General features: G+C 72.8%; 29 protein-coding genes. All 29 read right to left on the reverse strand.

Translation table 11 applies throughout. The features are described from left to right. Window positions 1-44 precede the first annotated feature (44 nt). Window positions 45-266 carry a translation initiation factor IF-1 gene (gene infA / locus GD880_RS02680; protein ID WP_043501486.1) on the reverse strand — a complete coding sequence of 74 codons (222 nt, stop codon included), beginning with the start codon at window positions 264-266 and terminating at the stop codon, window positions 45-47. A 155-nt stretch (window positions 267-421) separates the two neighbouring features. Beyond that, complete coding sequence (locus GD880_RS02685) at window positions 422-2821, reverse strand: LuxR C-terminal-related transcriptional regulator (RefSeq protein WP_152230053.1); 2400 nt, start codon at window positions 2819-2821, stop codon at window positions 422-424. Between the two features lie 5 nt (window positions 2822-2826). After that, complete coding sequence (locus tag GD880_RS02690; protein WP_152230054.1) at window positions 2827-5322, reverse strand: LuxR C-terminal-related transcriptional regulator; 2496 nt, start codon at window positions 5320-5322, stop codon at window positions 2827-2829. Between the two features lie 188 nt (window positions 5323-5510). Beyond that, complete coding sequence (locus GD880_RS02695) at window positions 5511-6956, reverse strand: sugar transferase (protein ID WP_193314323.1); 1446 nt, start codon at window positions 6954-6956, stop codon at window positions 5511-5513. Between the two features lie 390 nt (window positions 6957-7346). Continuing rightward, window positions 7347-8180 carry a type I methionyl aminopeptidase gene (gene map, locus GD880_RS02700; protein ID WP_152230056.1) on the reverse strand — a complete coding sequence of 278 codons (834 nt, stop codon included), beginning with the start codon at window positions 8178-8180 and terminating at the stop codon, window positions 7347-7349. Between the two features lie 89 nt (window positions 8181-8269). Beyond that, a complete protein-coding gene (locus tag GD880_RS02705) occupies window positions 8270-8848 on the reverse strand; it encodes an adenylate kinase (protein ID WP_152230057.1) in 579 nt (192 codons plus the stop codon). Further along, on the reverse strand, window positions 8845-10134 hold the full coding sequence (gene secY, locus GD880_RS02710; RefSeq protein WP_152230058.1) for a preprotein translocase subunit SecY: 1290 nt from the start codon (window positions 10132-10134) through the stop codon (window positions 8845-8847). Before secY ends, GD880_RS02705 begins: the two co-directional genes overlap by 4 nt. 193 nt (window positions 10135-10327) lie before the next feature. Further along, window positions 10328-10792: a 50S ribosomal protein L15 gene (gene rplO, locus GD880_RS02715; RefSeq protein WP_152230059.1), complete on the reverse strand. Its 465-nt coding sequence runs from the start codon at window positions 10790-10792 to the stop codon at window positions 10328-10330. Then, entirely contained in the window at window positions 10792-10974 is a 183-nt protein-coding gene (gene rpmD / locus GD880_RS02720) for a 50S ribosomal protein L30 (RefSeq protein WP_152203489.1), read from the reverse strand. Before rpmD ends, rplO begins: the two co-directional genes overlap by 1 nt. Beyond that, the gene (rpsE, locus tag GD880_RS02725; RefSeq protein ID WP_152230060.1) at window positions 10974-11666 is read right to left on the reverse strand and encodes a 30S ribosomal protein S5; all 693 of its coding nucleotides are present in this window, start codon (window positions 11664-11666) and stop codon (window positions 10974-10976) included. Before rpsE ends, rpmD begins: the two co-directional genes overlap by 1 nt. Window positions 11667-11700: 34 nt before the next feature. Further along, window positions 11701-12072, reverse strand: a complete 372-nt coding sequence (rplR, locus tag GD880_RS02730; RefSeq protein ID WP_152230061.1) for a 50S ribosomal protein L18 — start codon at window positions 12070-12072, stop codon at window positions 11701-11703. A gap of 3 nt (window positions 12073-12075) precedes the next feature. Beyond that, entirely contained in the window at window positions 12076-12615 is a 540-nt protein-coding gene (gene rplF, locus GD880_RS02735; RefSeq protein WP_152230062.1) for a 50S ribosomal protein L6, read from the reverse strand. A gap of 18 nt (window positions 12616-12633) precedes the next feature. After that, window positions 12634-13032, reverse strand: a complete 399-nt coding sequence (rpsH, locus tag GD880_RS02740; protein WP_152230063.1) for a 30S ribosomal protein S8 — start codon at window positions 13030-13032, stop codon at window positions 12634-12636. 54 nt (window positions 13033-13086) lie between these two features. Next, window positions 13087-13272, reverse strand: coding sequence for a type Z 30S ribosomal protein S14 (locus GD880_RS02745; RefSeq protein ID WP_152203494.1), 186 nt, complete (start codon window positions 13270-13272; stop codon window positions 13087-13089). A gap of 1 nt (window position 13273) precedes the next feature. Beyond that, entirely contained in the window at window positions 13274-13834 is a 561-nt protein-coding gene (gene rplE / locus GD880_RS02750; protein WP_152230064.1) for a 50S ribosomal protein L5, read from the reverse strand. A 2-nt stretch (window positions 13835-13836) separates the two neighbouring features. Then, a complete protein-coding gene (rplX, locus tag GD880_RS02755) occupies window positions 13837-14178 on the reverse strand; it encodes a 50S ribosomal protein L24 (RefSeq protein WP_152230065.1) in 342 nt (113 codons plus the stop codon). Beyond that, window positions 14178-14546, reverse strand: coding sequence for a 50S ribosomal protein L14 (gene rplN / locus GD880_RS02760; RefSeq protein WP_152203497.1), 369 nt, complete (start codon window positions 14544-14546; stop codon window positions 14178-14180). The genes rplX and rplN overlap by 1 nt, the downstream gene beginning before the upstream one ends. Window positions 14547-14624: 78 nt before the next feature. Next, complete coding sequence (rpsQ, locus tag GD880_RS02765; RefSeq protein ID WP_152203498.1) at window positions 14625-14915, reverse strand: 30S ribosomal protein S17; 291 nt, start codon at window positions 14913-14915, stop codon at window positions 14625-14627. 11 nt (window positions 14916-14926) lie between these two features. Continuing rightward, window positions 14927-15166 carry a 50S ribosomal protein L29 gene (rpmC, locus tag GD880_RS02770; protein ID WP_152203532.1) on the reverse strand — a complete coding sequence of 80 codons (240 nt, stop codon included), beginning with the start codon at window positions 15164-15166 and terminating at the stop codon, window positions 14927-14929. Then, on the reverse strand, window positions 15166-15582 hold the full coding sequence (gene rplP / locus GD880_RS02775; RefSeq protein ID WP_152230066.1) for a 50S ribosomal protein L16: 417 nt from the start codon (window positions 15580-15582) through the stop codon (window positions 15166-15168). The genes rpmC and rplP overlap by 1 nt, the downstream gene beginning before the upstream one ends. 3 nt (window positions 15583-15585) lie before the next feature. After that, window positions 15586-16404 carry a 30S ribosomal protein S3 gene (gene rpsC, locus GD880_RS02780; RefSeq protein WP_152230067.1) on the reverse strand — a complete coding sequence of 273 codons (819 nt, stop codon included), beginning with the start codon at window positions 16402-16404 and terminating at the stop codon, window positions 15586-15588. Then, entirely contained in the window at window positions 16404-16802 is a 399-nt protein-coding gene (gene rplV / locus GD880_RS02785; RefSeq protein ID WP_152203501.1) for a 50S ribosomal protein L22, read from the reverse strand. Before rplV ends, rpsC begins: the two co-directional genes overlap by 1 nt. Before the next feature lie 44 nt (window positions 16803-16846). Continuing rightward, window positions 16847-17128: a 30S ribosomal protein S19 gene (gene rpsS / locus GD880_RS02790; RefSeq protein WP_152203502.1), complete on the reverse strand. Its 282-nt coding sequence runs from the start codon at window positions 17126-17128 to the stop codon at window positions 16847-16849. 18 nt (window positions 17129-17146) lie between these two features. After that, window positions 17147-17983 carry a 50S ribosomal protein L2 gene (gene rplB, locus GD880_RS02795; protein ID WP_152230068.1) on the reverse strand — a complete coding sequence of 279 codons (837 nt, stop codon included), beginning with the start codon at window positions 17981-17983 and terminating at the stop codon, window positions 17147-17149. Between the two features lie 36 nt (window positions 17984-18019). Then, window positions 18020-18319 carry a 50S ribosomal protein L23 gene (gene rplW / locus GD880_RS02800; protein ID WP_152203533.1) on the reverse strand — a complete coding sequence of 100 codons (300 nt, stop codon included), beginning with the start codon at window positions 18317-18319 and terminating at the stop codon, window positions 18020-18022. Window positions 18320-18321: 2 nt separating this feature from the next. Beyond that, window positions 18322-18984 (reverse strand): 50S ribosomal protein L4, encoded by a 663-nt coding sequence (gene rplD, locus GD880_RS02805; protein WP_193314325.1) that lies wholly within the window; start codon window positions 18982-18984, stop codon window positions 18322-18324. 5 nt (window positions 18985-18989) lie between these two features. Next, a complete protein-coding gene (gene rplC / locus GD880_RS02810) occupies window positions 18990-19658 on the reverse strand; it encodes a 50S ribosomal protein L3 (protein WP_152230069.1) in 669 nt (222 codons plus the stop codon). Window positions 19659-19669: 11 nt separating this feature from the next. Beyond that, the gene (gene rpsJ, locus GD880_RS02815) at window positions 19670-19978 is read right to left on the reverse strand and encodes a 30S ribosomal protein S10 (protein WP_006502853.1); all 309 of its coding nucleotides are present in this window, start codon (window positions 19976-19978) and stop codon (window positions 19670-19672) included. 555 nt (window positions 19979-20533) lie between these two features. After that, a complete protein-coding gene (tuf, locus tag GD880_RS02820; RefSeq protein ID WP_152230070.1) occupies window positions 20534-21727 on the reverse strand; it encodes an elongation factor Tu in 1194 nt (397 codons plus the stop codon). Window positions 21728-21768 lie beyond the last annotated feature (41 nt).

Raw genomic sequence — 21768 nt, forward strand, 5'->3', positions numbered from 1 at the left:
TGGTGGACCCGTGGTCCGTCACGACGGCGATGTGCTCGTGGTGGTTACTTGTAGCGGTAGACGATGCGACCCCTGGTGAGGTCGTACGGGCTCAGCTCGACGACCACCCGGTCCTCGGGGAGGATCCGGATGTAGTGCTGGCGCATCTTGCCCGAGATGTGGGCGAGGACCTTGTGCCCGTTGCTCAGCTCCACGCGGAACATCGCATTGGGAAGTGCCTCGACGACACTGCCCTCGATCTCGATGACGCCGTCCTTCTTCGCCATGACCCCCGCTAACGTCGGTTGCTGTGATGGTGGTGCCGGCCCGCCCGCGTGCGGACGCACGAAGGTAGAGCCATACCCAGCGGTCCATCCTACGGCATCGCGACGACCCGGGAAACCGCCGCGGCGGTGACCGCGCTCACCGGCGGCGCTGCCCGTCACGCCGGGGGCAGGATCCCCAGGGCGCGGGCCCGGCCGAGCGCCTCGGCCCGAGAGTGTACGTCGAGCTTGCGGTAGATGCTGCGCACCTGTGTCTTCACGGTGCTCTCGGAGACGAACAGCCGCCGGGCCACGTGCGTGACCGGCCGCCCGGAGGACAGCTCGACCAGCACCCGCAGCTCGCTGCGGGAGAGGTTCACCGGCCGGTTGGGCGTCGGCATCGTCTCGCCCCGCACCGTCAGCTCGGGCCGGGCGAGCAGGGCGCGGGCTCGCGGCAGCGTCGTCGCGAGCTGGTCGAGGTCGGCCCGGGGCACGAGGAGGAACGGGCGCAGGATGCCGGTGCTCTCGGCGAGCGAGGTGGCCAGGTCCAACGCCTCCCCGGCCACGTGCGGCCGGCCGGTGCGGTGCGCGGCGACGGCCCGGACGAGGCTGAGCTCGACGGCGGGCCGCGGGCACACGGCGGCCAGCTCCGGCGCGCGGGCGCTGAGCCGCAGCGCCAGCTCGTGCTCGCCGGCGTAGAGGGCCACCCGGGCCCGCGCCGCCCCGACGAAGGGCCGGTCGGGCGGCGTCGCCGCGCCGGTGAACAGCGCTCGGGCCCGGTCCCCGCGGCCGTGGGCCAGGTGCAGGTCGGCCAGCGCGGCGAGCGCGAGCCCGGCGGCGAGGGGGGCCTGGCCCGCGGGACCGTGTCGGAACCGCTCGAGCTCGCCCACCAGGCCGGCGCCCTCGCCCGCGGGCACCGCCGCGGTGGCCCGGACGTACAGCGCGAGGCCCTCCAGGGCGGCGAGGGGCGCGGGCAGGTCGACGTTCGGGTCGGGCGGCGCGGGGGCGACGAGCGCGTCCAGGGCCAGCAGCGCCGGCCCCACCCGCGTGGCGAGCGCGGTCAGGGCATCGCCGGGTGCATCGCCCCCCTCCCCCGGCAGGAAGCGACGGGCGGCGTCGGTGTGCCCGAGCAGCACCAGTCCGAGCGCGGCGCCGGCCCGGGCCGGTGCGGCGGTCGCCCCGTCGGCCCCGGCCCGCACCGCCGCGTCGGCGAAGGCGTGGGTGGCGCGCAGCACGTCGGCGTCGAGGAGCAGGCGCGTGCCGAGCTGGACGAGCAGCTCGGGCACCTCGCCGACGTCGGCCGGGGCCGGCGCACCGACGGGGTCGTCCTGCCACGGCACGCCCGGCCGGAGCCCGCTGACCAGGGCCAGGAGAAAGGCCGGCGGCACCTGGGCGGGGCGCAGGTGCTCGAGCGCCACCAGGCCCTTGGCGGAGCGGGCGAGCAGGTCCACCGGCACCTCGGCCAGCGCAGCGCGTACCTCCGTGGGGTGGGCGACGAGCGCGGCCCAGCCGTCCTCGACGACGCCGAGCACCGCGTCGGGCTCCTGGGTGCGCACCGCGTGGCGGAGCGCGGCGAGCGCGTCGCCCGCGCGCCCGCGGTGCTCCATCATCGTCCGGTTCAGCTCGCGGTAGCGCGCGGGGCAGTCCTCCCGCAGGATCCGGCGCAGCAGGTCCCGCACCACGGTCGGGAAGGCCAGCGGCCCCTCCCCCGCGACGAGCCCGGCGGCCTGCGCCCGGGCCAGGGCGCCGGGCAGGACGTGCCGGCCCACGAGATGGGCGGCGACCTCGGCGGTGATCCGCTCGGGAACGGCGAGCGCGGTGAGGTCCTCCGCGACCGCCGCGAGCTCGTCGTCCTGGAGCACCAGGCGCACGTAGTCGGCCAGGCTGGCGGTGTCGAGCACGAGCTCGTCCTCCGGCCCGCGCCCGGCGGTGAGCAGGGCGGCGCGCAGCAGCCCGGGCCACCCGCCCAGCTCCGCGGCCAGCCACCGGGCCTCCTCCGGGCGGACCGCCCGGCCGGTGCGCCGGGCGAGGTCGGCGACGGCGGGCGCGTCGAGCGCGAGGTGCTCGCGGGTGAGCACGACGGTGTCGGCCGCGACCCGGGCCAGCGCCTCCACCGGGCGCTGGGCACGCATGAGGAGCACGAGGTGCAGCTCCGCGTGCGCCTGCACGAGGGCGACGAGCTCGTCGTCGACCCGGCGGTCCTCCACCCGGTCCAGGCCGTCGACGACGAGGACCAGCCGGCGCCGGCGCTCGCGCGCCCGCATCGCCAGGCCGTCCCACCCGACCGCGGCGGCGCTCTCCAGGCCGGCCCGCTCCAGGGCGAGGTCGACGGCGTGCCAGAACGCCGGGCCGGCGAGGCCGCGCGGCGGGAGGGAGACCCACACGACGTCGCGGTCGGGCAGGTCGGGCCGGCGCAGCCACTGCGCGGCGGTGCTGGACTTGCCGAACCCGCGCGGCGCGCGCAGCACGGCGACGGTGGGCAGCGCGGCGAGGGCCTCGCGGGCGCGGGCGGTCGGGGCGAAGGTGGCCGGCACCCGCGGCAGCCCGCTGCTCACCCCGCGGCGGCCCGTGCCCGTCACCGCCGTCATCCCTTGGCCCACAGCGGGCTCGGCACCGCCTGGCCGCGGGAGACCGCGGCTACGAGGGCCTCCTCCCGGCTCCCGACCCCGAGCTTGCGGTACACCGCGCGCAGGTGGGTCTTGACCGTGTTGACCGAGAGTCCCAGCTCCTGGGCCACGCCCACGGCGCCGGAGTGGCGAGCGAGCGCGTCGAGCACCTGGCGCTCGCGCCGGCTGAGCGGCTCGGCGGGCCGGGTGGTGGTGGTGACCAGGGCCTCGGCGCTGGTGGGCCGGAAACGCTCGGGCCACAGCGCGAGCACGTCGGCGTCGTTGCCGGCCAGCTGCAGAAAGGTCGCGTAGCGCATGCCGAGCAGCGGGCGGCGCTGCCCGGAGCCGACCGCCGCCTCCACGGCCTGCTCGAACGCCCGGCGCGCCGCCATCCGCTCGCCCAGGGCGTGCTGCGCCGAGGCGATGGCGAGGTGGCAGTCGAGGGCGGCGCGCTGGGAGAGACGCGGGTGGGCCAGGCCGGTGCGGGCGTGGGCCACGGCGCGCGGGTAGTCGCCGTCGGCCAGGCTGAGCCGGGCGAGGGTGGCCAGGCTGACGACGGAGACAGGCAGGTCCTGCGCCGCCTGCCGCGCGGCCACGGCCATGCCGCCGTCGAGGAGGACGTCGACCAGCGCCACCCGCACGAGGGTCTCGGCCAGTCCCGCCCGGGGCAGGTAGTGGCCGGCCGCCCGCAGGTGCGCGGCCCATCGCGACACCTCGCCGCCCTGCCCGGACAGCCCCGCCCGGGCGGCGCGCACGAACACCGTCAGCGCCCACAGCTCGTCGCGGCGGTGCCGCTCGCCCATGGCGTCCACCACGTCCTCGAGGTCCTCGTCGAGGGCGTCGACGGCGACGAGGGCGCGGGCGATCCGCGCGGCGGTGGCGGCGAGGTCCTCCGGCGCGGAGCGCCCGTCCACACCGGCCCGCAGGCCGCTCAGCGCGGGGTCGGCGAGCCAGGCGCGGGCGATCTCGACGTCGCCGAGGAGGGCGTGGGTCAGGGCCAGCCCGGCGGTGGCCGGCGCCACCGCACCGGCCAGCGCGGCCCGCTCGTGGCCGCGCTCGCGGCACCGGCCGAAGGCGTACAGCCCGGTGGCGAGGTCCCCGGCCATGACGGCCGCGACCCCCCACTGCAGCAGGGCCAGGGCCGTGCCGTCCCGGCCCGGGCCGGCCACCTGGGCGCGCAGCTCGGCGGTGATGCCCTGCAGGTCGCCGGTCGGCCACGGCGGCACCGGCAGCGCGGTCTCGTCCTGGGCAGGCAGCGCCGGCCCCACCTCGTCCCGGGCCACCTGCAGCCGCGGGTGGGTCGCCGCCACCTCCGGCGGGATGAGCTGGGCCGCGGCCACCATCGCCCACGGTTCCTGGGTGATCAGCCGCGGCCAGTGCTCCTCCATGAGCCGCTCGACCGCGTCCCAGCTGCCCGCGTGGACGGCGTGGACGATCGCCCGCACCGGGTCCCCGGCCTGCAGGTGCCAGTCCATGAGCGTGGCGTGGACGTCGCGGAGCTCCTCGGGCCGGCTCTCGGTGAGCACCCGCACCAGCGCCTGCCGCACCAGCGGCGCGTAGGAGTACACCCGCCGCTCGTCGCGGACCTCCTCGCCCAGCAGGCCGGCCGAGCGGACGTTGCGCAGGATGGCCAGCACCCGCTCGTCGGGGGCGATCCGGCCGGCGAGCTCGGCGTCGAACTCGTCGGGCACGGCGGTGCGGAGCATGAAGCTGCGCACCGCCTCGTGGCGCAGGTCGCGGACCATCGTGGCGATGTACTGGTCGGCCAGGGCGAGGTTGAGGCGGCCGCCGTCGCCGCGCGAGCGGACCAGCACGTCGCGGATCGCGGCGGGCCACCCGCCGAAGCCGACGGCGAGACGGCCCGCCTGGGCCTCGCCGACCGTCACGCCGGCGCGGGCCGCGAGCGCCGCGACGGCCGCGGGGGTCAGTCGCAGCTCGCGCGGGGAGATCACGGTGACGTCGATGGACAGCGAGCCGGTGGTCTCCAGCACCCGGCTCGTGCGGGTGGCCACGACGAGGAACAGGTGGTCGTTCTGCCGGACGAGCTCGACGAGCTCGTCGTCGATGTCCGCCGCGTCGGCCTGCCGGCCGGCGTGGTGGTAGTCGTCGAGGATGACCGTCAGCGGGCGGGTGCGGGTGGTGAGCAGCCGCACGACCTCGCCGCGGTGGTCCGCACCCGCGACCGGGTCGACGGCGCCGGCGGCCTGCAGGCCCTCGGCGAGCCCCTGCCAGAACACGGCCGGGTCGTTGCACGCGCGGGTCAGGCGCAGGTACACGACCTCCTCCTCGGCGGGCAGCGCGTCCAGCCACGCCCCGACCAGGGTGGTCTTGCCGAACCCGCGCGGCCCGCGCACCACCGTCAGGGGGCTGTGGGAGCCGAGGAGCCGGAGCAGCTCCGGGTCCACCACGATGTCCCTGGGCGTGCGGGGACGCTTGATGACCACCGGCGGCGCCGTGTCGATCACACCTCTCACCCCACCTGCTCTGCGGATCACCCCCGACGTCGCCCCGTGCGACATCTGCCCCGCTGCTGAAGGTTAGGTGACGGGCGACACGTGTCGGCGCGGAACGGCATCCCCATGTTCGTGGGGGCCGCGCCGGTGCACATGGAGGGCGGTGTCCGCCGTGGGGCCTCCTGGGGGTGGGTGAGGGAGGGTGAGGTTCAGTAGGCGCCCCGGGCGCCGAGCACGGCGCCGGCGGTGCGGCCCAGGATCGCCAGGTCCATGGGGACGGACCAGTTGTCCACGTAGCGCAGGTCGAGCCGGACCGACTGCTCCCAGTCCAGGTCGGAGCGGCCGGAGACCTGCCACAGGCCCGTCAGGCCCGGCTTGACCAGCAGCCGGCGGCGCACGACGTCGTCGTAGGTGGCCGTCTCCGCGGGCAACGGCGGGCGGGGACCGACGAGGGACATCTCGCCGCGCACGACGTTGAGGAGCTGGGGCAGCTCGTCGATGGAGTACCGGCGCAGGACCCGGCCCACCGGCGTCACGCGCGGGTCCTGGCGCATCTTGAACAGCGTGCCGTTGCCGTCCGAGCGCTCGGCGAGCTCGGCCCGACGCCGGTCGGCGTCCGTCGTCATCGAGCGCAGCTTGTACATGGTGAACGGCCGGCCGCCCAGGCCGATGCGGGTCTGGCGGTAGAACACCGGGCCGGGCGAGGTCAGCCGCACGGCGAGCGCGGCGGGCACCAGCACGACCGCCGACGCGGCGAGGAGCAGGGCGCCGACCACCCGGTCCGCCGCGGCCTTGACCAGGTGGTGCGCGCGGGGGACGTCCACGCGCACCGCCAGCAAGGCGGTCGCGCCCACCGGGCGGACCTCGACCCGGGCGGCGCCGACCTCGAGGAGGTGCGGGGCGACGAGAAGCTCGACGCCGCGGCCGGCCAGCGCCCAGGACAGGCGGCGCAGCTGGTCGGCGCCCAGGGCGGCGGAGGCGACGACGGCCTCCGCGCCGACGGCGCCGGCCACCGCGGCGGCGGCGTCGGGGGGCCCGAGCACGGGAAGCCCGCCCGCCGCGCCGGGCCCGGCGGTCGTGCAGGCGCCGATCGCGTCCAGGCCGTCCTCGGCGGATCCCAGCGCGGCCAGCAGGTCCGGCAGGTGCTCGGGCGGGCCGACCACGAGCGCCGGCCGCGTCAGGCGACCCTGGCGGCGCCGCCGGCGCAGGACCGCCCGGTCGACGACCCGGACGGCGAGGAGTCCCCCCACCGTGGCGGCCAGCGCCGCCGGCAGGGTCGGCCCCGGCGTGCCGGCGCCGGTCGCGACCACGAGGGCGAGCACGGCCGCGGCCCACGCCGTGCCGCCGCGGACGACGGCGCGGTAGTCGCCGGCACCGTGCCCGGCGGCGCGGCGGGCGTAGCCGTGGTGCGCGGCGACCAGCGCGACCAGGGCGCCACCCGCGGCGGCCGCCAGGGCCGCCTCGACGGCCGGTGCCACGCCGCGGGTCGCGAGGACGACCGCCACGGCGGCGAGGATCAGGTCGGCGCCGGCGACGACGCCGCGGGAGGTGCCCGCCCGGCGCGCCGGGGGCGGGGCGGCGCGCCTGCCCGCCGTCGCGCCGTCGGCGCTGCGGGTGGGCAGGCCGATCGGCGTGCCCGCGACGGTCACCGCCATGGGGCCACCCCCGCCCGCAGAAGGACCCCGGCCGCGCTCCTCGCCGTGTTGCCCACGCATCCCCCTCTGCCGCCGCCCCAGCGGTCACGACCGAGGTCGGCCGGCGTCTGGGGAGTGGACAGCAGGCAACCAGCGGGGGCCGTCGCGAGGGTCTGGTGCCGTGGATGATGCTGGCCTGAAACGGCCGGGATGAGGCGGGTGACGGATGACGGCGAGCGGGCGGGGGCGTGGCCGGGCGCGGCCGGACGGGGGTGAGGCGGTCTCACCCCGCCGCCGCGACGCCGCAGGCCGGAGGCCCGGGGGTCAGGCCGCCCCGGTCAACCGGGGGCGTGCGTCGGGCTGCCGGTGCGGACCCTCGGCGCGGGTCTGCCCTGGCGAGCCCGGGGCGGGTCAGGCGAGCGCGGCGACCTCGACGCCGTGCGCGGCGAGCGCGGCGGCGCCGCCGTCGGGGGCGGTGAGCACCCAGATGCCGCCGTCGAGCACGGCCACGGTGTGCTCGAAGTGCGCCGCACGGGAGCCGTCGAGCGTGACCACGGTCCACTCGTCGTCGAGGACGGTGTTCTCCGGCGAGCCGACGGTGATCATCGGCTCCACGCACAGGCACATGCCCGGGCGCAGCCGCGGGCCCTTCTCGCGGGTGCGGTAGTTGAGCACCTCGGGCGGCTGGTGCATCGCGGTGCCGATGCCGTGGCCGACGTACTCCTCGACGATCCCGAGCCGGAGGCCGCGCTCGGCGTTGGCCCGCTCGACGGCGTCCTCGACGGCCGAACCGACGTCGCCGAGCCGGCTGCCGGAGGCCAGCGCGGCGATGCCGGCCCACATGGCCGCCTCCGTGGTCTCCACGAGGGCGAGGTCGTCGGCGGCGGCGTGCCCGACCACCATGGAGAACGCGGCGTCGCCGTGCCAGCCGTCGACCACGGCGCCGCAGTCGAACGACACGACGTCGCCGTCCTGGATGACCCGGTCGCCCGGGATGCCGTGGACGATCTCCTCGTTGACGGAGATGCACGCGGTGGCGGGGAAGCCCTGGTAGCCGAGGAAGTTCGACCGCGCGCCGGCCCGCTCCAGGACCTCGGCGGAGACGGCGTCGAGGTCGGCGGTCGTCATGCCGGGGGCCACCGCGGCGCGCAGCGCGGCGTGGATGTCCGCCACCACGAGCCCGGCCCGGCGCATCGTGCGGACCTGCTCGGGCGTCTTGTACTCGATCTTCTCGCGGCCGAACATGGCCATCTCCTCTGCGGCGCCCCCGGGGCGCCTGTTCGAACGACGCGGCGCCGTCCGGGTCGGACGGCGCCGCGTGAGTGGGGCGGGGGTCAGCCCAGCTTGGGGGTCAGGGCCGCCAGGATCCGGTCGGTGACCTCGTCGATCTCGCCGATGCCGTCCACCTGGACGAGCAGGCCCCGGTCGGCGTAGAGCCGGGCCAGCGGCGCCGTCTGCTCCGCGTAGACCTCCAGCCGGCGGCGGATGACCGGCTCGGTGTCGTCGGCGCGGCCCTGCTCGGAGGCCCGCTTGAGCAGCCGGGTGACCACCTCGTCGGTGTCGGCGGTCAGCTCGACGACGGCGTCGAGGCGCTGGCCGTCGTCGGAGAGCATGCCGTCGAGCTCGGCGACCTGGTCGGAGGTGCGCGGGTAGCCGTCGAGCAGGAAGCCGGGAACGGCGTCGGGCTGGGCGAGCCGGTCGCGCACCATCGCGTTGGTCACCTCGTCGGGGACGTACTCCCCCGCGTCCATGTAGCGCTGGGCCCGCTTGCCGAGCTCGGTCTGCTCGGCGACGTTGGCGCGGAAGATGTCGCCGGTCGAGATGGCCGGCACCTCGAGGCGGCCGGAGATCCGGACGGCCTGGGTGCCCTTGCCGGCACCGGGCGGACCGAGGAGGACGAGGCGTGCGCTCATCGCAGGAACCCTTCGTAGTGGCGCTGCTGGAGCTGGGAGTCGATCTCCTTGACCGTCTGCAGGCCCACGCCCACCACGATGAGGATCGAGGTCCCGCCCAGGGTCAGCTGGGTGATGTTCATCTGGCCCATGACGATGGTGGGCAGCAGGGCCACCAGGGTCAGGTAGATGGCGCCCGCGGTGGTGATGCGGGAGATGACGTACTGGAGGTACTCCGCGGTGGGCCGGCCGGCGCGGATGCCGGGGATGAAGCCGCCGTAGCGCTTCATGTTGTCGGCGACCTCTTCGGGGTTGAACGTGATCGAGGTGTAGAAGTACGCGAAGAACAGGATCATCACCGCGTAGATGACGATGTACAACGGCGCGGTCGGGTTGGCCACGTTGGCCACGATCCACTGCACCCACGGCTCGTTCTGGTTGCCGAACTGGGCCACCAGCGTGGGCAGCGCGAGCAGCGAGGACGCGAAGATCACCGGGATGACGCCGGACATGTTGATCTTGATCGGGATGTAGGTCGACGAGCCGCCGTACATGCGCCGGCCGACCATCCGCTTGGCGTACTGCACCGGGATGCGGCGGGTGGACTGCTCGACGAACACGACGAGCAGGGTCACCACGAGCAGCAGGCCCACGATGACCAGCACGTGGAGGATGCCGTCGGTGCCGCCGGCGATGGAGCCGAGCCGCGAGGGGAACGACGCCACGATCGAGGTGAAGATCAGCAGGGACATGCCGTTGCCCACGCCGCGCTCGGTGATGAGCTCGCCGAGCCACATGACCAGGCCGGTGCCCGCCGTCATCGCGACGATGGTGATGAGCAGGTTGACCGGGGAGTCGTTCGGGATCGGGTTGACCGGGCAGCCGGCGAACAGGCCGGTGTTGGCGACCGTGACGATGACCGCGGACTGCAGGATCGCGAGGAAGATCGTCAGGTACCGGGTGTACTGGGTGAGCTTCGCCTGGCCGGCCTGGCCCTCCTTGTGGAGGTCCTCGAACCGCGGGATGACCACGCGCATGAGCTGGATGATGATGCTCGCGGTGATGTACGGCATGATGCCCAGCGCGAAGATCGACAGCTGGAGCAGCGCGCCGCCGCTGAAGAGGTTGACCATCCCCAGCAGGTCCCCGGTGCCCGCGGCCGCGATGCACTGCTGGACGTTGCCGTAGCTGACGCCCGGGGCCGGGATGAACGTCCCGAGCCGGAAGACCGCCATGATCCCCAGCGTGAACAGCAGCTTGCGCCGCAGGTCAGGCGTGCGGAACGCCTGGGCGAATGCGCTGAGCAAAACTTCCTCCTGCGTGTGTGGCCCGAGAGGGCCTGACGGCCGCCGGACGCGGCACGGGCCGCGGGTCAGACTATCGCGGATGGGGCCGGCGCCGGGCGGTCCACCGGACCGCGGGCGGCCCGGGTCCCGACGGGCCCGGCCGCAGACAGCAGCGCGGGCGGCCCGGCTGTGCCGGGCCGCCCGCGCGGATGGCTCACTTGGCGGAGATGGTCCCGCCGGCGGCCTCGATCTTCTCCTTCGCCGACGCGGACCACGCGTCCACGGCGATCTCGAGCTTGACGCCCAGCTCACCGGTGCCGAGGACCTTCACCGGCCGGCCCGAGCGCACCGCGCCCTTGGCGACCAGGTCCTCGACGGTGACGGCGCCACCCTCGGGGTACAGCGCGCCGAGCTTGTCCAGGTTGACCACCTGGTACTCGGTGCGGAAGGGGTTCTTGAAGCCGCGGAGCTTGGGCAGCCGCATGTGCAGCGGCATCTGCCCGCCCTCGAAGCTCTCCGGCACCTGGTACCGGGCCTTGGTGCCCTTGGTACCGCGGCCCGCCGTCTTGCCCTTCGAGCCCTCACCGCGACCCACGCGGGTCTTGGCGGTCTTGGCGCCGGGGGCCGGACGCAGGTGGTGCACCCGCAGGGGCGTGCCGTTGTTCGTGCTGTCGGACATCAGTCGACCTCCTCCACGGTGACGAGGTGCGCCACCGTCGTGATCATGCCGCGCACCTCGGGCCGGTCCTCGCGGACGACCGACTGGCCGATCTTCCGCAGGCCGAGCGTGCGCAGCGTGTCACGCTGGTTCTGCTTGCCGCCGATGACGGACTTGGTCTGGGTCACCTTCAGCTGTGCCATCACGCACCTGCCCCGACGGTCTGCTCGGTCGCGGCCTTCGCCTCGCGGTCCTTCGCCTCGCCCTCGGCGCGCTCGCGCAGCAGCGCGGCCGGGGCCACGTGCTCCAGCGGCAGGCCACGGCGGGCGGCGACGGCCTCCGGCTGCTCCAGCATCTTCAGCGCCGCCACGGTGGCGTGGACGATGTTGATCGCGTTGGACGAGCCGAGCGACTTGCTGAGGATGTCGTGCACGCCGGCGCAGTCGAGGACGGCGCGCACCGGGCCGCCGGCGATGACGCCGGTACCCGGGGAGGCCGGGCGGAGGAAGACCACGCCCGCGGCGGCCTCGCCCTGGACGGCGTGCGGGATCGTCCGCTTGACGCGCGGGATGCGGAAGAAGTTCTTCTTCGCCTCCTCCACGCCCTTGGCGATCGCCGCGGGCACCTCCTTGGCCTTGCCGTAGCCCACGCCGACGGTGCCGTCGCCGTCACCGACCACGACCAGGGCGGTGAAGCTGAAGCGGCGCCCGCCCTTGACGACCTTCGCGACGCGGTTGATCGTCACCACGCGCTCGATGTAGTTGCTCTTCTCCTCGGCCCCGCGGCGGTTGTCGCGGCGGTCGCCCCGGCGACCCTCGCGGCGGTTGCCGCCCTCGCGGTTCTCGCCCGAGGTGGCGGGACCGGAGCCGGTCCTGCTTCGCTGCGGTGCAGCCATCAGATGTTCCTCTGCTCTCGTACGGTCGGCATGGTCACAGGGTCAGACCGCTCTCGCGGGCGCCGTCGGCCACCGCCGCGACCCGGCCGTGGTACTTGTTGCCGCCGCGGTCGAACACCGCGGCCTCGACGCCGGCGGCCTTGGCCCGCTCGGCGACGAGCTCGCCGACCCGGCGGGCCTTGGCGGTCTTGTCGCCCTCGGCGGCGCGCAGGTCCGCCTCCAGCGTGGAGGCCGAGGCCACCGTGCGGCCCGTGGTGTCGTCCACGAGCTGGGCGACCATGTGGCGGCTCGAGCGGGTGACGACCAGGCGGGGACGGGCGGCGGTGCCGCTGATGCGCTTGCGCAGCCGGATGTGGCGGCGCGTGCGGGCGACAGCCTTGCCCTTGCCCTTGACGGAGATAGCCATCGCTTACTTACCAGCCTTTCCGACCTTGCGGCGGACCTGCTCGCCGGCGTAGCGCACGCCCTTGCCCTTGTACGGCTCGGGCTTGCGGATCTTGCGGATGTTCGCAGCGACCTCGCCGACCTGCTGCTTGTCGATCCCGGAGACCGAGAACTTCGTCGCGCCGTTGACCGCGAAGGTGATGCCCTCCGGCGCCCGGACGATGACGGGGTGCGAGAAGCCCAGGGCGAACTCGAGGTCCGCGCCCTTGGCCAGCACGCGGTAGCCGGTGCCGACGATCTCGAGGTCCTTGGTGTAGCCCTGGGTCACGCCGGTGACGAGGTTCGACAGCAGCGTGCGGGTCAGGCCGTGCAGCGAGCGGGACTCGCGCTCGTCGTTGGGGCGGGCGACGACGATCGCGCCGTCCTCGTCGCGCGAGACCGTGATCGGCTCGGCGACGGTGTGGGTCAGGGTGCCCTTGGGGCCCGTGACCGTCACGGCGCGGCCGTCGATGGTGACGTCGACGCCAGCGGGGACCGGGACGGGGAGCCTACCGATTCGGGACATGCTCGTCTTCCTTCCTGGTCACCAGACGTAGGCGAGGACTTCCCCGCCCACGCCCTTGTTCTGTGCCTCGCGGTCGGTCAGCAGGCCGGAGGAGGTGGACAGGATCGCCACCCCCAGGCCGCCGAGGACCTTGGGCAGGTTCGTCGACTTCGCGTAGACGCGCAGGCCGGGCTTGGACACCCGGCGCACGCCGGCGAGGGAACGCTCGCGGTTGGGGCCGAACTTCAGCTCCAGGGTCAGCTTCTTGCCGACCTCCGCGTCCTCCACCTGCCAGCCGGCGATGTAACCCTCGGACTTGAGGATCTCCGCGATGTTCGCCTTGAGCTTCGAGTACGGCATGGACACCGACTCGTGGTACGCCGAGTTGGCGTTACGCAGACGCGTGAGCATGTCTGCGATGGGGTCAGTCATAGTCATCGGGCCTCGGCCCTTCCTCGTCGCGGTTTCCTCACGGGACCTGCGACGTCAGTGTTACCAGCTGGACTTGGTGATGCCGGGCAGCTGCCCGGCGAGGGCCATCTCGCGCAGGCAGATGCGGCACAGCCCGAACTTGCGGTACACCGAGTGCGGGCGCCCGCAGCGCTGGCACCGGGTGTAGGCGCGCACGCCGAACTTCGGCTTGCGGTTGGCCTTCTGGATCAGAGCGGTCTTCGCCATCTCAGTCCTCCTTGAACGGGAAGCCCAGGCGGCGCAGCAGCGACCGCCCCTCTTCGTCGGTAGTGGCCGAGGTGACGACCGTGATGTCCATGCCACGCACGCGGTCGATCTTGTCCTGGTCGATCTCGTGGAACATCGACTGCTCGGTCAGGCCGAAGGTGTAGTTGCCGTGCCCGTCGAACTGCTTGGGGCTCAGCCCGCGGAAGTCGCGGATGCGGGGCAGGGCGAGGGAGAGCAGCCGGTCGAGGAACTCCCACATCCGGTCGCCGCGCAGCGTGACGTGCGCGCCGATCGGCTGACCCTCGCGCAGCTTGAACTGCGCGATGGACTTGCGGGCCTTGGTGACCTGCGGCTTCTGGCCGGTGATGAGGCTCAGGTCGCGGATGGCGCCCTCGATGAGCTTCGAGTCGCGCGCCGCGTCGCCCACGCCCATGTTGACCACGATCTTGGTCAGGCCGGCGACCTGGTTGACGTTGGCGTGCTGGAACTCCTCGCGCAGCCCGGCGACGATCTCGTCGCGGTAGCGCTGCTTGAGGCGCGGCAGGGTGGTGGTCTCGGTCATGCTCAGATGTCCTTACCGGAGCGCTTGGCCACGCGGACCCGCACGGTGCGGGTGCGCCCGTCGCGCTCGACAGTCTCGGTGCGGTAGCCCACCCGGGTGCCCTTCTTGGTCTCCGGGTCGACCAGCATCACGTTGCTGACGTGGATGGGGGCCTCGACGGTCTCGATGCCGCCCGTGCGCGCGCCGCGGCTGGACTGGCCAACCTTGGTGTGCTTCTTCACGCGCTGCACGCCCTCGACGACGACGCGCTGGTCGTCCTTCTGGACCTCGAGCACCCGTCCCTGCTTGCCCTTGTCCCGGCCCGCGATGACGACGACGAGGTCGCCCTTCTTGATCTTCGCCATCAGAGCACCTCCGGCGCCAGAGAAATGATGCGCATGAACTTTTTGTCGCGCAGCTCCCGGCCCACGGGGCCGAAGATGCGCGTGCCACGAGGCTCGCCGTCGCCCTTGAGGATCACGGCCGCGTTCTCGTCGAAGCGGATGTACGAGCCGTCCGGGCGACGACGCTCCTTGGTGGTGCGGACGACGACGGCCTTGACCACGTCGCCCTTCTTGACGTTGCCGCCGGGGATGGCGTCCTTGACGGTGGCGACGATGGTGTCGCCGATGCCGGCATAGTGCCGGCCGGAGCCGCCGAGCACACGGATGCAAAGGATCTCCTTGGCACCGGTGTTGTCGGCGACCTTCAGCCGCGACTCCTGCTGGATCATTCGTTGTACTCCTGTCGTCGTGCCGGTTCTCGGCTCTGCCGAGCCTGGCCGAACGGATGGTGGGCTGGGAAGGCCGGGTTACTTGGCCTTCTCGAGGATCTCGACCACGCGGTACCGCTTGGTCGCAGACAGCGGACGGGTCTCCATGATGAGGACCAGGTCCCCGACGCGGACCTCGTTCTGCTCGTCGTGCGCCTTCACCCGCTCGGTGCGGCGGATGACCTTGCCGTACAGGGCGTGCTTGACGCGGTCCTCGACCTCGACCACCACGGTCTTGTCCATCTTGTCGCTGACGACGTAGCCGCGGCGGGTCTTGCGGAAGTTCCGCTCGCCGGCGGCCGTCGGCTCGACGGTCTGGTTCTCGCTCACTGGGACCTCGTTCACTTCTCGGTGCTGGGCGCGGTACGGATGCCGAGCTCGCGCTCGCGCACGATCGTGTAGATGCGGGCGATGTCCCGGCGCACGGCCTTGAGCCGGCCGTGGTCCTCGAGCTGCCCGGTCGCGGCGGAGAACCGCAGGTTGAACAGCTCGGCCTTGGCCTTGTCCAGCTCCTCGGCCAGGCGGTCGTTGTCCATCCCGTCCAGGTCGGCCGGGGTCAGGTTCTTGGATCCGATGGCCATCATTCACCACCCTCACGACGCACGAAGCGCGTCTTCATCGGGAGCTTGTGCTGCGCGCGGCTCATGGCCTCGCGCGCGAGCCCCTCATCGACGCCGGCGAGCTCGAACATGATGCGGCCGGGCTTGACGTTGGCGACCCACCACTCCGGGGAGCCCTTGCCGGAGCCCATGCGGGTCTCGGCCGGCTTCTTGGTGAGCGGACGGTCGGGGAAGATGTTGATCCACACCTTGCCGCCACGCTTGATGTGGCGGGTCATGGCGATACGGGCCGCCTCGATCTGCCGGTTGGTGACGTAGGCGGGCTCGAGGGCCTGGATGCCGTAGTCGCCGAACGCGATCGTGGTGCCACCCTTCGCCACGCCGCGACGCGTGGGGTGGTGCTGCTTGCGGTGCTTGGTCCGCCGAGGGATGAGCACGGCTCAGGCCTCCGTTCCGGTCGTAGCCGAGGTGTCGCCGGCCGGCGCAGCCGCCGCCTGGGGAGCGCCCTGCGCGCGGGACTCGCCGCCGCGCCCGCCCTCGCGGCGCGCGCCGCCACGGCGCTCGCCACGACCACGCGGGGCCCGGCCGGCGGAGTCGGCCTGCTCGCGGGCGTACTCCTTCTCGGTCACGTCACCCTTGTAGATCCACACCTTCACGCCGATGCGGCCGAAGGTGGTCCGGGCCTCGAAGAACCCGAAGTCGATGTTCGCGCGGAGGGTGTGCAGCGGCACGCGCCCCTCGCGGTAGAACTCCGAGCGCGACATCTCCGCGCCGCCGAGGCGGCCGGAGCACTGCACCCGGATGCCCTTGGCGCCGGCCCGCTGGGCGGACTGCATGCCCTTGCGCATGGCGCGACGGAAGGAGACGCGGCTCGCGAGCTGCTCGGCGATGCCCTGGGCGACCAGCTGGGCGTCGACCTCGGGGTTCTTGACCTCGAGGATGTTCAGCTGGACCTGCTTGCCGGTGAGCTTCTCCAGCTCGCCGCGCAGGCGGTCGGCCTCCGCGCCGCGGCGCCCGATGACGATGCCCGGGCGGGCGGTGTGCAGGTCGACGCGGACCCGGTCGCGGGTGCGCTCGATGTCGACCTTGGAGATGCCGGCGCGCTCGAGGCCCGCGGACATCAGGCGGCGGATCGCGACGTCCTCGCGGACGTAGTCGCGGTACCGCTGGCCGGCCTTGGTGCTGTCGGCGAACCAGCGCGAGCGGTGATCGGTGGTGATGCCGAGCCGGAACCCGGTCGGGTTGACCTTCTGACCCACTAGCGGGTCCTCCCCTTCGTGCCGGCGGCCAGCGTGGCCGCGCCCTTGGTCTCAGCCTCACCCACGACGACCGTGATGTGGCTGGTGCGCTTGAGGATGCGCGCCGCCCGGCCCTGAGCCCGCGGACGGAACCGCTTCAGGGTGGGGCCCTCGTCGACGTACGCCTCGAGGACGACGAGCTTGCTCTCGTCGAAGGCCTCGCTGGCCTGGTCGGCCTTGACGCGCGCGTTGGCGATCGCGCTCTCGACGACCTTGCGCACGGTCTCGGCCGCCGCCTGCGGGGCGAACCGCAGCACTGCCACAGCCTCCTCGGCGCGCTTGCCGCGGACGACGTCCACGACACGGCGTGCCTTCTGGGGCGTGACGCGGACGAATCGCGCCTGCGCCTTGGCTTCCATGTTCCTGCCTTACTTGTCGGTTCGGTTGCTCGGGGACCCGCGCGTCAGCGGCGGCGGGCCTTGCGGTCGTCCTTGTCGTGCCCGCGGTACGTGCGGGTCGGGGCGAACTCCCCGAGCTTGTGGCCGACCATCGCCTCGGTGACGAAGACCGGGACGTGCTTGCGCCCGTCGTGCACCGCGAAGGTGTGCCCGAGGAAGTCCGGGGTGATCACGGAACGGCGGGACCAGGTCTTGATGACGTTCTTCGAGCCCGTCTCGTTGGCGACGTCCACCTTCTTCTGCAGGTGGTCGTCGACGAAGGGACCCTTCTTCAGACTGCGCGGCATGTCGTCGCCCTCTCCCTATCAGCGCTTCTTGCCGGTGCGGCGACGGCGCACGATGAGCTTGTCGCTCGGCTTGTTCGGACGGCGGGTACGGCCCTCGGGCTTGCCCCACGGGCTGACCGGGTGACGACCACCGGAGGTCCTGCCCTCACCACCACCGTGCGGGTGGTCAACGGGGTTCATCACGACACCGCGGACGGTCGGGCGCTTGCCCTTCCACCGCATGCGGCCGGCCTTGCCCCAGTTGATGTTGGACTGCTCGGCGTTGCCGACCTCACCGATGCTGGCGCGGCAGCGGACGTCGACGTTGCGGATCTCGCCGGAGGGCATCCGCAGCTGGGCGAACATGCCCTCCTTGGCGACGAGCTGCACCGAGGCGCCGGCCGAGCGGGCGATCTTCGCGCCGCCGCCGGGCCGCAGCTCGATGGCGTGGATGACCGTACCGACCGGGATGTTCCGCAGCGGCAGGTTGTTGCCGGGCTTGATGTCCGCGCCCGGGCCGGCCTCGATGCGGTCGCCCTGCTTGAGCTTGTTCGGGGCGATGATGTAGCGCTTCTCGCCGTCGGCGTAGTGCAGCAGCGCGATGCGAGCGGTGCGGTTGGGGTCGTACTCGATGTGCGCGACCTTGGCCGGGACGCCGTCCTTGTCGTGGCGACGGAAGTCGATGACGCGGTAGGCGCGCTTGTGGCCGCCGCCCTTGTGGCGGGTGGTGATCCGGCCGGTGGAGTTGCGGCCGCCGGACTTGCTCAGCGGACGGACCAGCGACTTCTCCGGCTCGGACCGGGTGATCTCGACGAAGTCGGCCACGCTCGAACCGCGGCGGCCCGGCGTCGTCGGCTTGTACTTACGGATTCCCATGGGTGTCGATCCTCAATCCCTCTGGTGGAGCCGGCCTCAGCCGGCCACCTCGCCAAAGATGTCGATGGAGCCCTCGCGCAGCGTGACGATCGCGCGCTTGGTGTCCTTGCGCTTGCCGAGGCCGAACTTCGTCCGGCGGGTCTTGCCCTGCCGGTTCGCCGTGTTCACCGAGGCGACCTTGACGTCGAAGATCTTCTCGATGGCGTTCTTGATCTCGGTCTTGTTCGAGCGGGGGTCCACCTCGAAGGTGTACTTGCCCTCGTCGATCAGGCCGTAGCTCTTCTCCGAGACGATCGGCTTGATGATGATGTCCCGGGGGTTCTTGCTCGCCTCGATGCTCACTTGGTCTCCTCCTCGGCGCCGCCGACGAAGGCGGACAGCGCGCCGGCGGTGAACACGACGTCGTCGTTGACGAGGACGTCGTAGGTGTTCAGCTGGTCGACCCAGAGCAGGTGCACGCTGGGCACGTTGCGCAGGCTCAGCACCGTCAGCTCGTCCGTGCGCTCGACGACGACCAGCGCGGAGCGCTCGGCGACGATGTTGCGCAGCGCGGTGAGCGCGGCCTTGGTCTTCGGGGCCTCGCCCTCGACCAGGGCGCTGACCACGTGGACGCGGCCGGCGCGGGCGCGGTCGGAGAGGGCGCCACGCAGCGCGGCGGCCTTCATCTTCTTGGGGGTCCGCTGGGAGTAGTCGCGCGGCTGCGGGCCGTGGACGGTGCCACCGCCGGCGAACTGCGGGGCGCGCACCGAGCCCTGGCGGGCGCGGCCGGTGCCCTTCTGCTTGTAGGGCTTCTTCCCGCCGCCGCGGACCATGCCGCGGGTCTTGGTGGCGTGGGTGCCCTGGCGCGCGGCGGCGAGCTGCGCGACGACGACCTGGTGGATCAGCGGAACGTTCGTCTGGACGTCGAAGACGTCGGCGGGAAGGTCGGCCGAGCCGGCCTTGGATCCCGAGGCGTCCAGCACATCGACAGAACGGACGGTCTGCACGGTCTGGTCAGTCATCCGGTTCACGCCCCCTTCGCGGCGGTACGAACCACGACGATCCCGCCCTTGGGGCCGGGCACGGCGCCGGTGACGAGGAGGAGGCCCTTCTCGGCGTCGACGGCGTGGATCGTCAGGTTCTGGGTGGTGTGGCGGGCGTTGCCCATCCGGCCGGCCATGCGCAGGCCGCGGAACACGCGCGAGGGCGTGGACGCGCCGCCGATGGAGCCCGGCTTGCGGTGGTTGCGGTGCGCACCGTGCGAGGCCGAGACGCCGGCGAAGCCGTGGCGCTTCATGACACCCGCGGTGCCCTTGCCCTTGGTGGTGCCGACGACGTCGACGGTGGTCCCCGCCTCGAACGCCGCCGCCGTCAGCTCCTGGCCGAGGCTGTACTCGGTGGCGTCGGCGGTGCGGATCTCGGCGACGTGGCGGCGCGGGGTGACCCCGGCCTTGCCGAAGTGGCCCTTGAGCGGCTGGGTGACCTTGCGCGGGTCGATCTGGCCGAAGGCGAGCTGGACGGCGCTGTAGCCGTCCGTCTCCGGGGTGCGCACCTGCGTCACCACGTTCGTGCCCACCTGGACGACCGTGACCGGGACGAGGCGTCCGGCCTCGTCCCAGACCTGGGTCATGCCGAGCTTCGTGCCGAGCAGCGCCTTGACGGCGCGGTCGGCAGCCTGCTGGGAAGTCGTAGTCATTGCAGGTGTCCTCAGAGCTTGATCTCGATGTTGACGTCCGCGGGCAGGTCGAGCCGCATGAGCGAGTCGACCGCCTTCGGCGTCGGGTCGACGATGTCGATGAGCCGCTTGTGCGTGCGCATCTCGAAGTGCTCGCGGCTGTCCTTGTACTTGTGGGGCGAACGGATGACGACGAAGACGTTCTTCTCCGTCGGCAGCGGCACCGGGCCCACGACCGTCGCACCAGCGCGGGTCACCGTGTCGACGATCTTGCGCGCCGAGCTGTCGATGACCTCGTGGTCGTAGGACTTGAGCCGGATGCGGATCTTCTGTCCCGCCATGGCGTCGTCTAACCTCTCTCGTACCGCTACCTGTACCGACCCCCGCACTCGGGCGTGTCGCGAATCGCGGCGCGCTCCGACCGGGCACCCCGGCACGGGGCAGGTCGTTGTGATGCTTGTGGGGGCGGGTGGTGGCACCCGCTCCGGGCAGTCATTCCGCCTGGGGTGCAGCCCCAGGCAACCGGTCTAGTCTGCCAGACGGATCGGCGCCTTGGCCAATCCGACCGGGTCCTACGCGGTGAGGCCCCGGTCACGTCCGGCAGGCGCGCAGTCGCGCGCCCGGCTCCGCAACGTTACCAGGGTGGGCGCCTCGCCCGCGAGCCTCCTTGACGAAGCGGTCCTGTGAGCCTGCCCACCGGGCCGGCTCCCGCGCCCGTGGACGGACATGCACCGGGATGGGCTGCTCTCCGCCGGGCTCGGCCGGGACGCGCCCGGATGCCCGGATACGCCGAGGGCCCGGCAGCTCGCGGAGCTGCCGGGCCCTCTGGGTCCTGCGTGCCGGCCTGGGCCGGCGGCCGGCGGGTGCCGGCGGTGCCGGGTCGCCCCGGCGTCAGATCACTCGATGATCTTGGTGACCCGGCCCGAGCCGACGGTGCGGCCACCCTCGCGGATGGCGAAGCCGAGGCCCTCCTCCATGGCGATCGGCTGGATGAGCTCGACCGTCATGTCGGTGTTGTCGCCGGGCATGACCATCTCGGTGCCCTCGGGCAGCGTGATGACGCCGGTGACGTCCGTGGTCCGGAAGTAGAACTGCGGACGGTAGTTCGAGTAGAAGGGGTTGTGACGGCCACCCTCGTCCTTGGCGAGGATGTAGACCGCGCCCTCGAACTTGGTGTGCGGGGTGATCGAGCCCGGCTTGCAGACGACCTGCCCGCGCTCGACGTCCTCGCGCTTGGTGCCGCGCAGCAGCAGACCGACGTTCTCGCCCGCGTCAGCCGTGTCGAGCAGCTTGCGGAACATCTCGATGCCGGTGACCGTGGTCTTCTGCTTCTCGGGGTGGATGCCGACGATCTCGACCTCCTCGTTCACCTTGAGCTGACCGCGCTCGACGCGGCCGGTGACCACGGTGCCGCGGCCGGTGATGGTGAAGACGTCCTCGATCGGCATGAGGAAGGGCTTGTCGATGTCGCGCACCGGGTCCGGCACGTTCTCGTCGACGGCCTCCATGAGGTCCTCGACCGACTTGACCCACTGCGGGTCGCCCTCGAGGGCCTTGAGCGCGGAGACGCGGACCACGGGGACGTCGTCGCCGGGGAAGCCCTGGGACGACAGCAGCTCGCGGACCTCCATCTCGACGAGCTCGAGGATCTCCTCGTCGTCGACCATGTCCGACTTGTTCAGCGCGACCAGCAGGTACGGCACGCCGACCTGGCGGGCGAGCAGCACGTGCTCGCGGGTCTGGGCCATCGGGCCGTCGGTCGCGGCGACCACCAGGATCGCGCCGTCCATCTGGGCGGCACCGGTGATCATGTTCTTGATGTAGTCGGCGTGACCAGGGGCGTCGACGTGCGCGTAGTGGCGCTTCTCGGTCTGGTACTCGACGTGCGAGACGTTGATCGTGATGCCGCGCTGACGCTCCTCAGGAGCGTTGTCGACCTGGTCGAACGGGGTGAACGAGTTCAGGTCCGGGTACTTGTCCGCCAGCACCTTGGTGATGGCAGCCGTCAGCGTCGTCTTGCCGTGGTCGACGTGACCGATGGTGCCGATGTTGACGTGCGGCTTGGTCCGCTCGAACTTGGCCTTCGCCACTGGGGTCCTCCTGGGACTTGGGTAGTTGTCTCACAGCTCTG

The organism is Georgenia ruanii (assembly GCF_009193175.1).
In the GTDB taxonomy this organism is placed as follows: domain Bacteria; phylum Actinomycetota; class Actinomycetes; order Actinomycetales; family Actinomycetaceae; genus Georgenia; species Georgenia ruanii.

Excerpts from the sequence above, each read along its gene's own strand:
- infA (WP_043501486.1), bottom strand. The coding sequence starts at position 266 with ATGGCGAAGAAGGACGGCGTCATCGAGATCGAGGGCAGTGTCGTCGAG.
- rplF (WP_152230062.1), bottom strand. The coding sequence starts at position 12,615 with ATGTCCCGAATCGGTAGGCTCCCCGTCCCGGTCCCCGCTGGCGTCGAC.
- rpsH (WP_152230063.1), bottom strand. The coding sequence starts at position 13,032 with ATGACTATGACTGACCCCATCGCAGACATGCTCACGCGTCTGCGTAAC.
- rplB (WP_152230068.1), bottom strand. The coding sequence starts at position 17,983 with ATGGGAATCCGTAAGTACAAGCCGACGACGCCGGGCCGCCGCGGTTCG.
- GD880_RS02695 (WP_193314323.1), bottom strand. The coding sequence starts at position 6,956 with ATGGCGGTGACCGTCGCGGGCACGCCGATCGGCCTGCCCACCCGCAGC.
- GD880_RS02705 (WP_152230057.1), bottom strand. The coding sequence starts at position 8,848 with ATGAGCGCACGCCTCGTCCTCCTCGGTCCGCCCGGTGCCGGCAAGGGC.
- rpsJ (WP_006502853.1), bottom strand. The coding sequence starts at position 19,978 with ATGGCGGGACAGAAGATCCGCATCCGGCTCAAGTCCTACGACCACGAG.
- rplR (WP_152230061.1), bottom strand. The coding sequence starts at position 12,072 with ATGGCTATCTCCGTCAAGGGCAAGGGCAAGGCTGTCGCCCGCACGCGC.
- rplN (WP_152203497.1), bottom strand. The coding sequence starts at position 14,546 with ATGATCCAGCAGGAGTCGCGGCTGAAGGTCGCCGACAACACCGGTGCC.
- rplE (WP_152230064.1), bottom strand. The coding sequence starts at position 13,834 with ATGACCGAGACCACCACCCTGCCGCGCCTCAAGCAGCGCTACCGCGAC.
- GD880_RS02745 (WP_152203494.1), bottom strand. The coding sequence starts at position 13,272 with ATGGCGAAGACCGCTCTGATCCAGAAGGCCAACCGCAAGCCGAAGTTC.
- rplX (WP_152230065.1), bottom strand. The coding sequence starts at position 14,178 with ATGGCGAAGATCAAGAAGGGCGACCTCGTCGTCGTCATCGCGGGCCGG.
- rpmC (WP_152203532.1), bottom strand. The coding sequence starts at position 15,166 with ATGGCCATCGGATCCAAGAACCTGACCCCGGCCGACCTGGACGGGATG.
- rplC (WP_152230069.1), bottom strand. The coding sequence starts at position 19,658 with ATGACTACGACTTCCCAGCAGGCTGCCGACCGCGCCGTCAAGGCGCTG.
- rpsE (WP_152230060.1), bottom strand. The coding sequence starts at position 11,666 with ATGGCTGCACCGCAGCGAAGCAGGACCGGCTCCGGTCCCGCCACCTCG.
- rplO (WP_152230059.1), bottom strand. The coding sequence starts at position 10,792 with ATGTCCGACAGCACGAACAACGGCACGCCCCTGCGGGTGCACCACCTG.
- rplV (WP_152203501.1), bottom strand. The coding sequence starts at position 16,802 with ATGGAAGCCAAGGCGCAGGCGCGATTCGTCCGCGTCACGCCCCAGAAG.
- rplD (WP_193314325.1), bottom strand. The coding sequence starts at position 18,984 with ATGACTGACCAGACCGTGCAGACCGTCCGTTCTGTCGATGTGCTGGAC.
- rpmD (WP_152203489.1), bottom strand. The coding sequence starts at position 10,974 with ATGGCACAGCTGAAGGTGACCCAGACCAAGTCCGTCATCGGCGGCAAG.
- rpsS (WP_152203502.1), bottom strand. The coding sequence starts at position 17,128 with ATGCCGCGCAGTCTGAAGAAGGGTCCCTTCGTCGACGACCACCTGCAG.
- map (WP_152230056.1), bottom strand. The coding sequence starts at position 8,180 with ATGTTCGGCCGCGAGAAGATCGAGTACAAGACGCCCGAGCAGGTCCGC.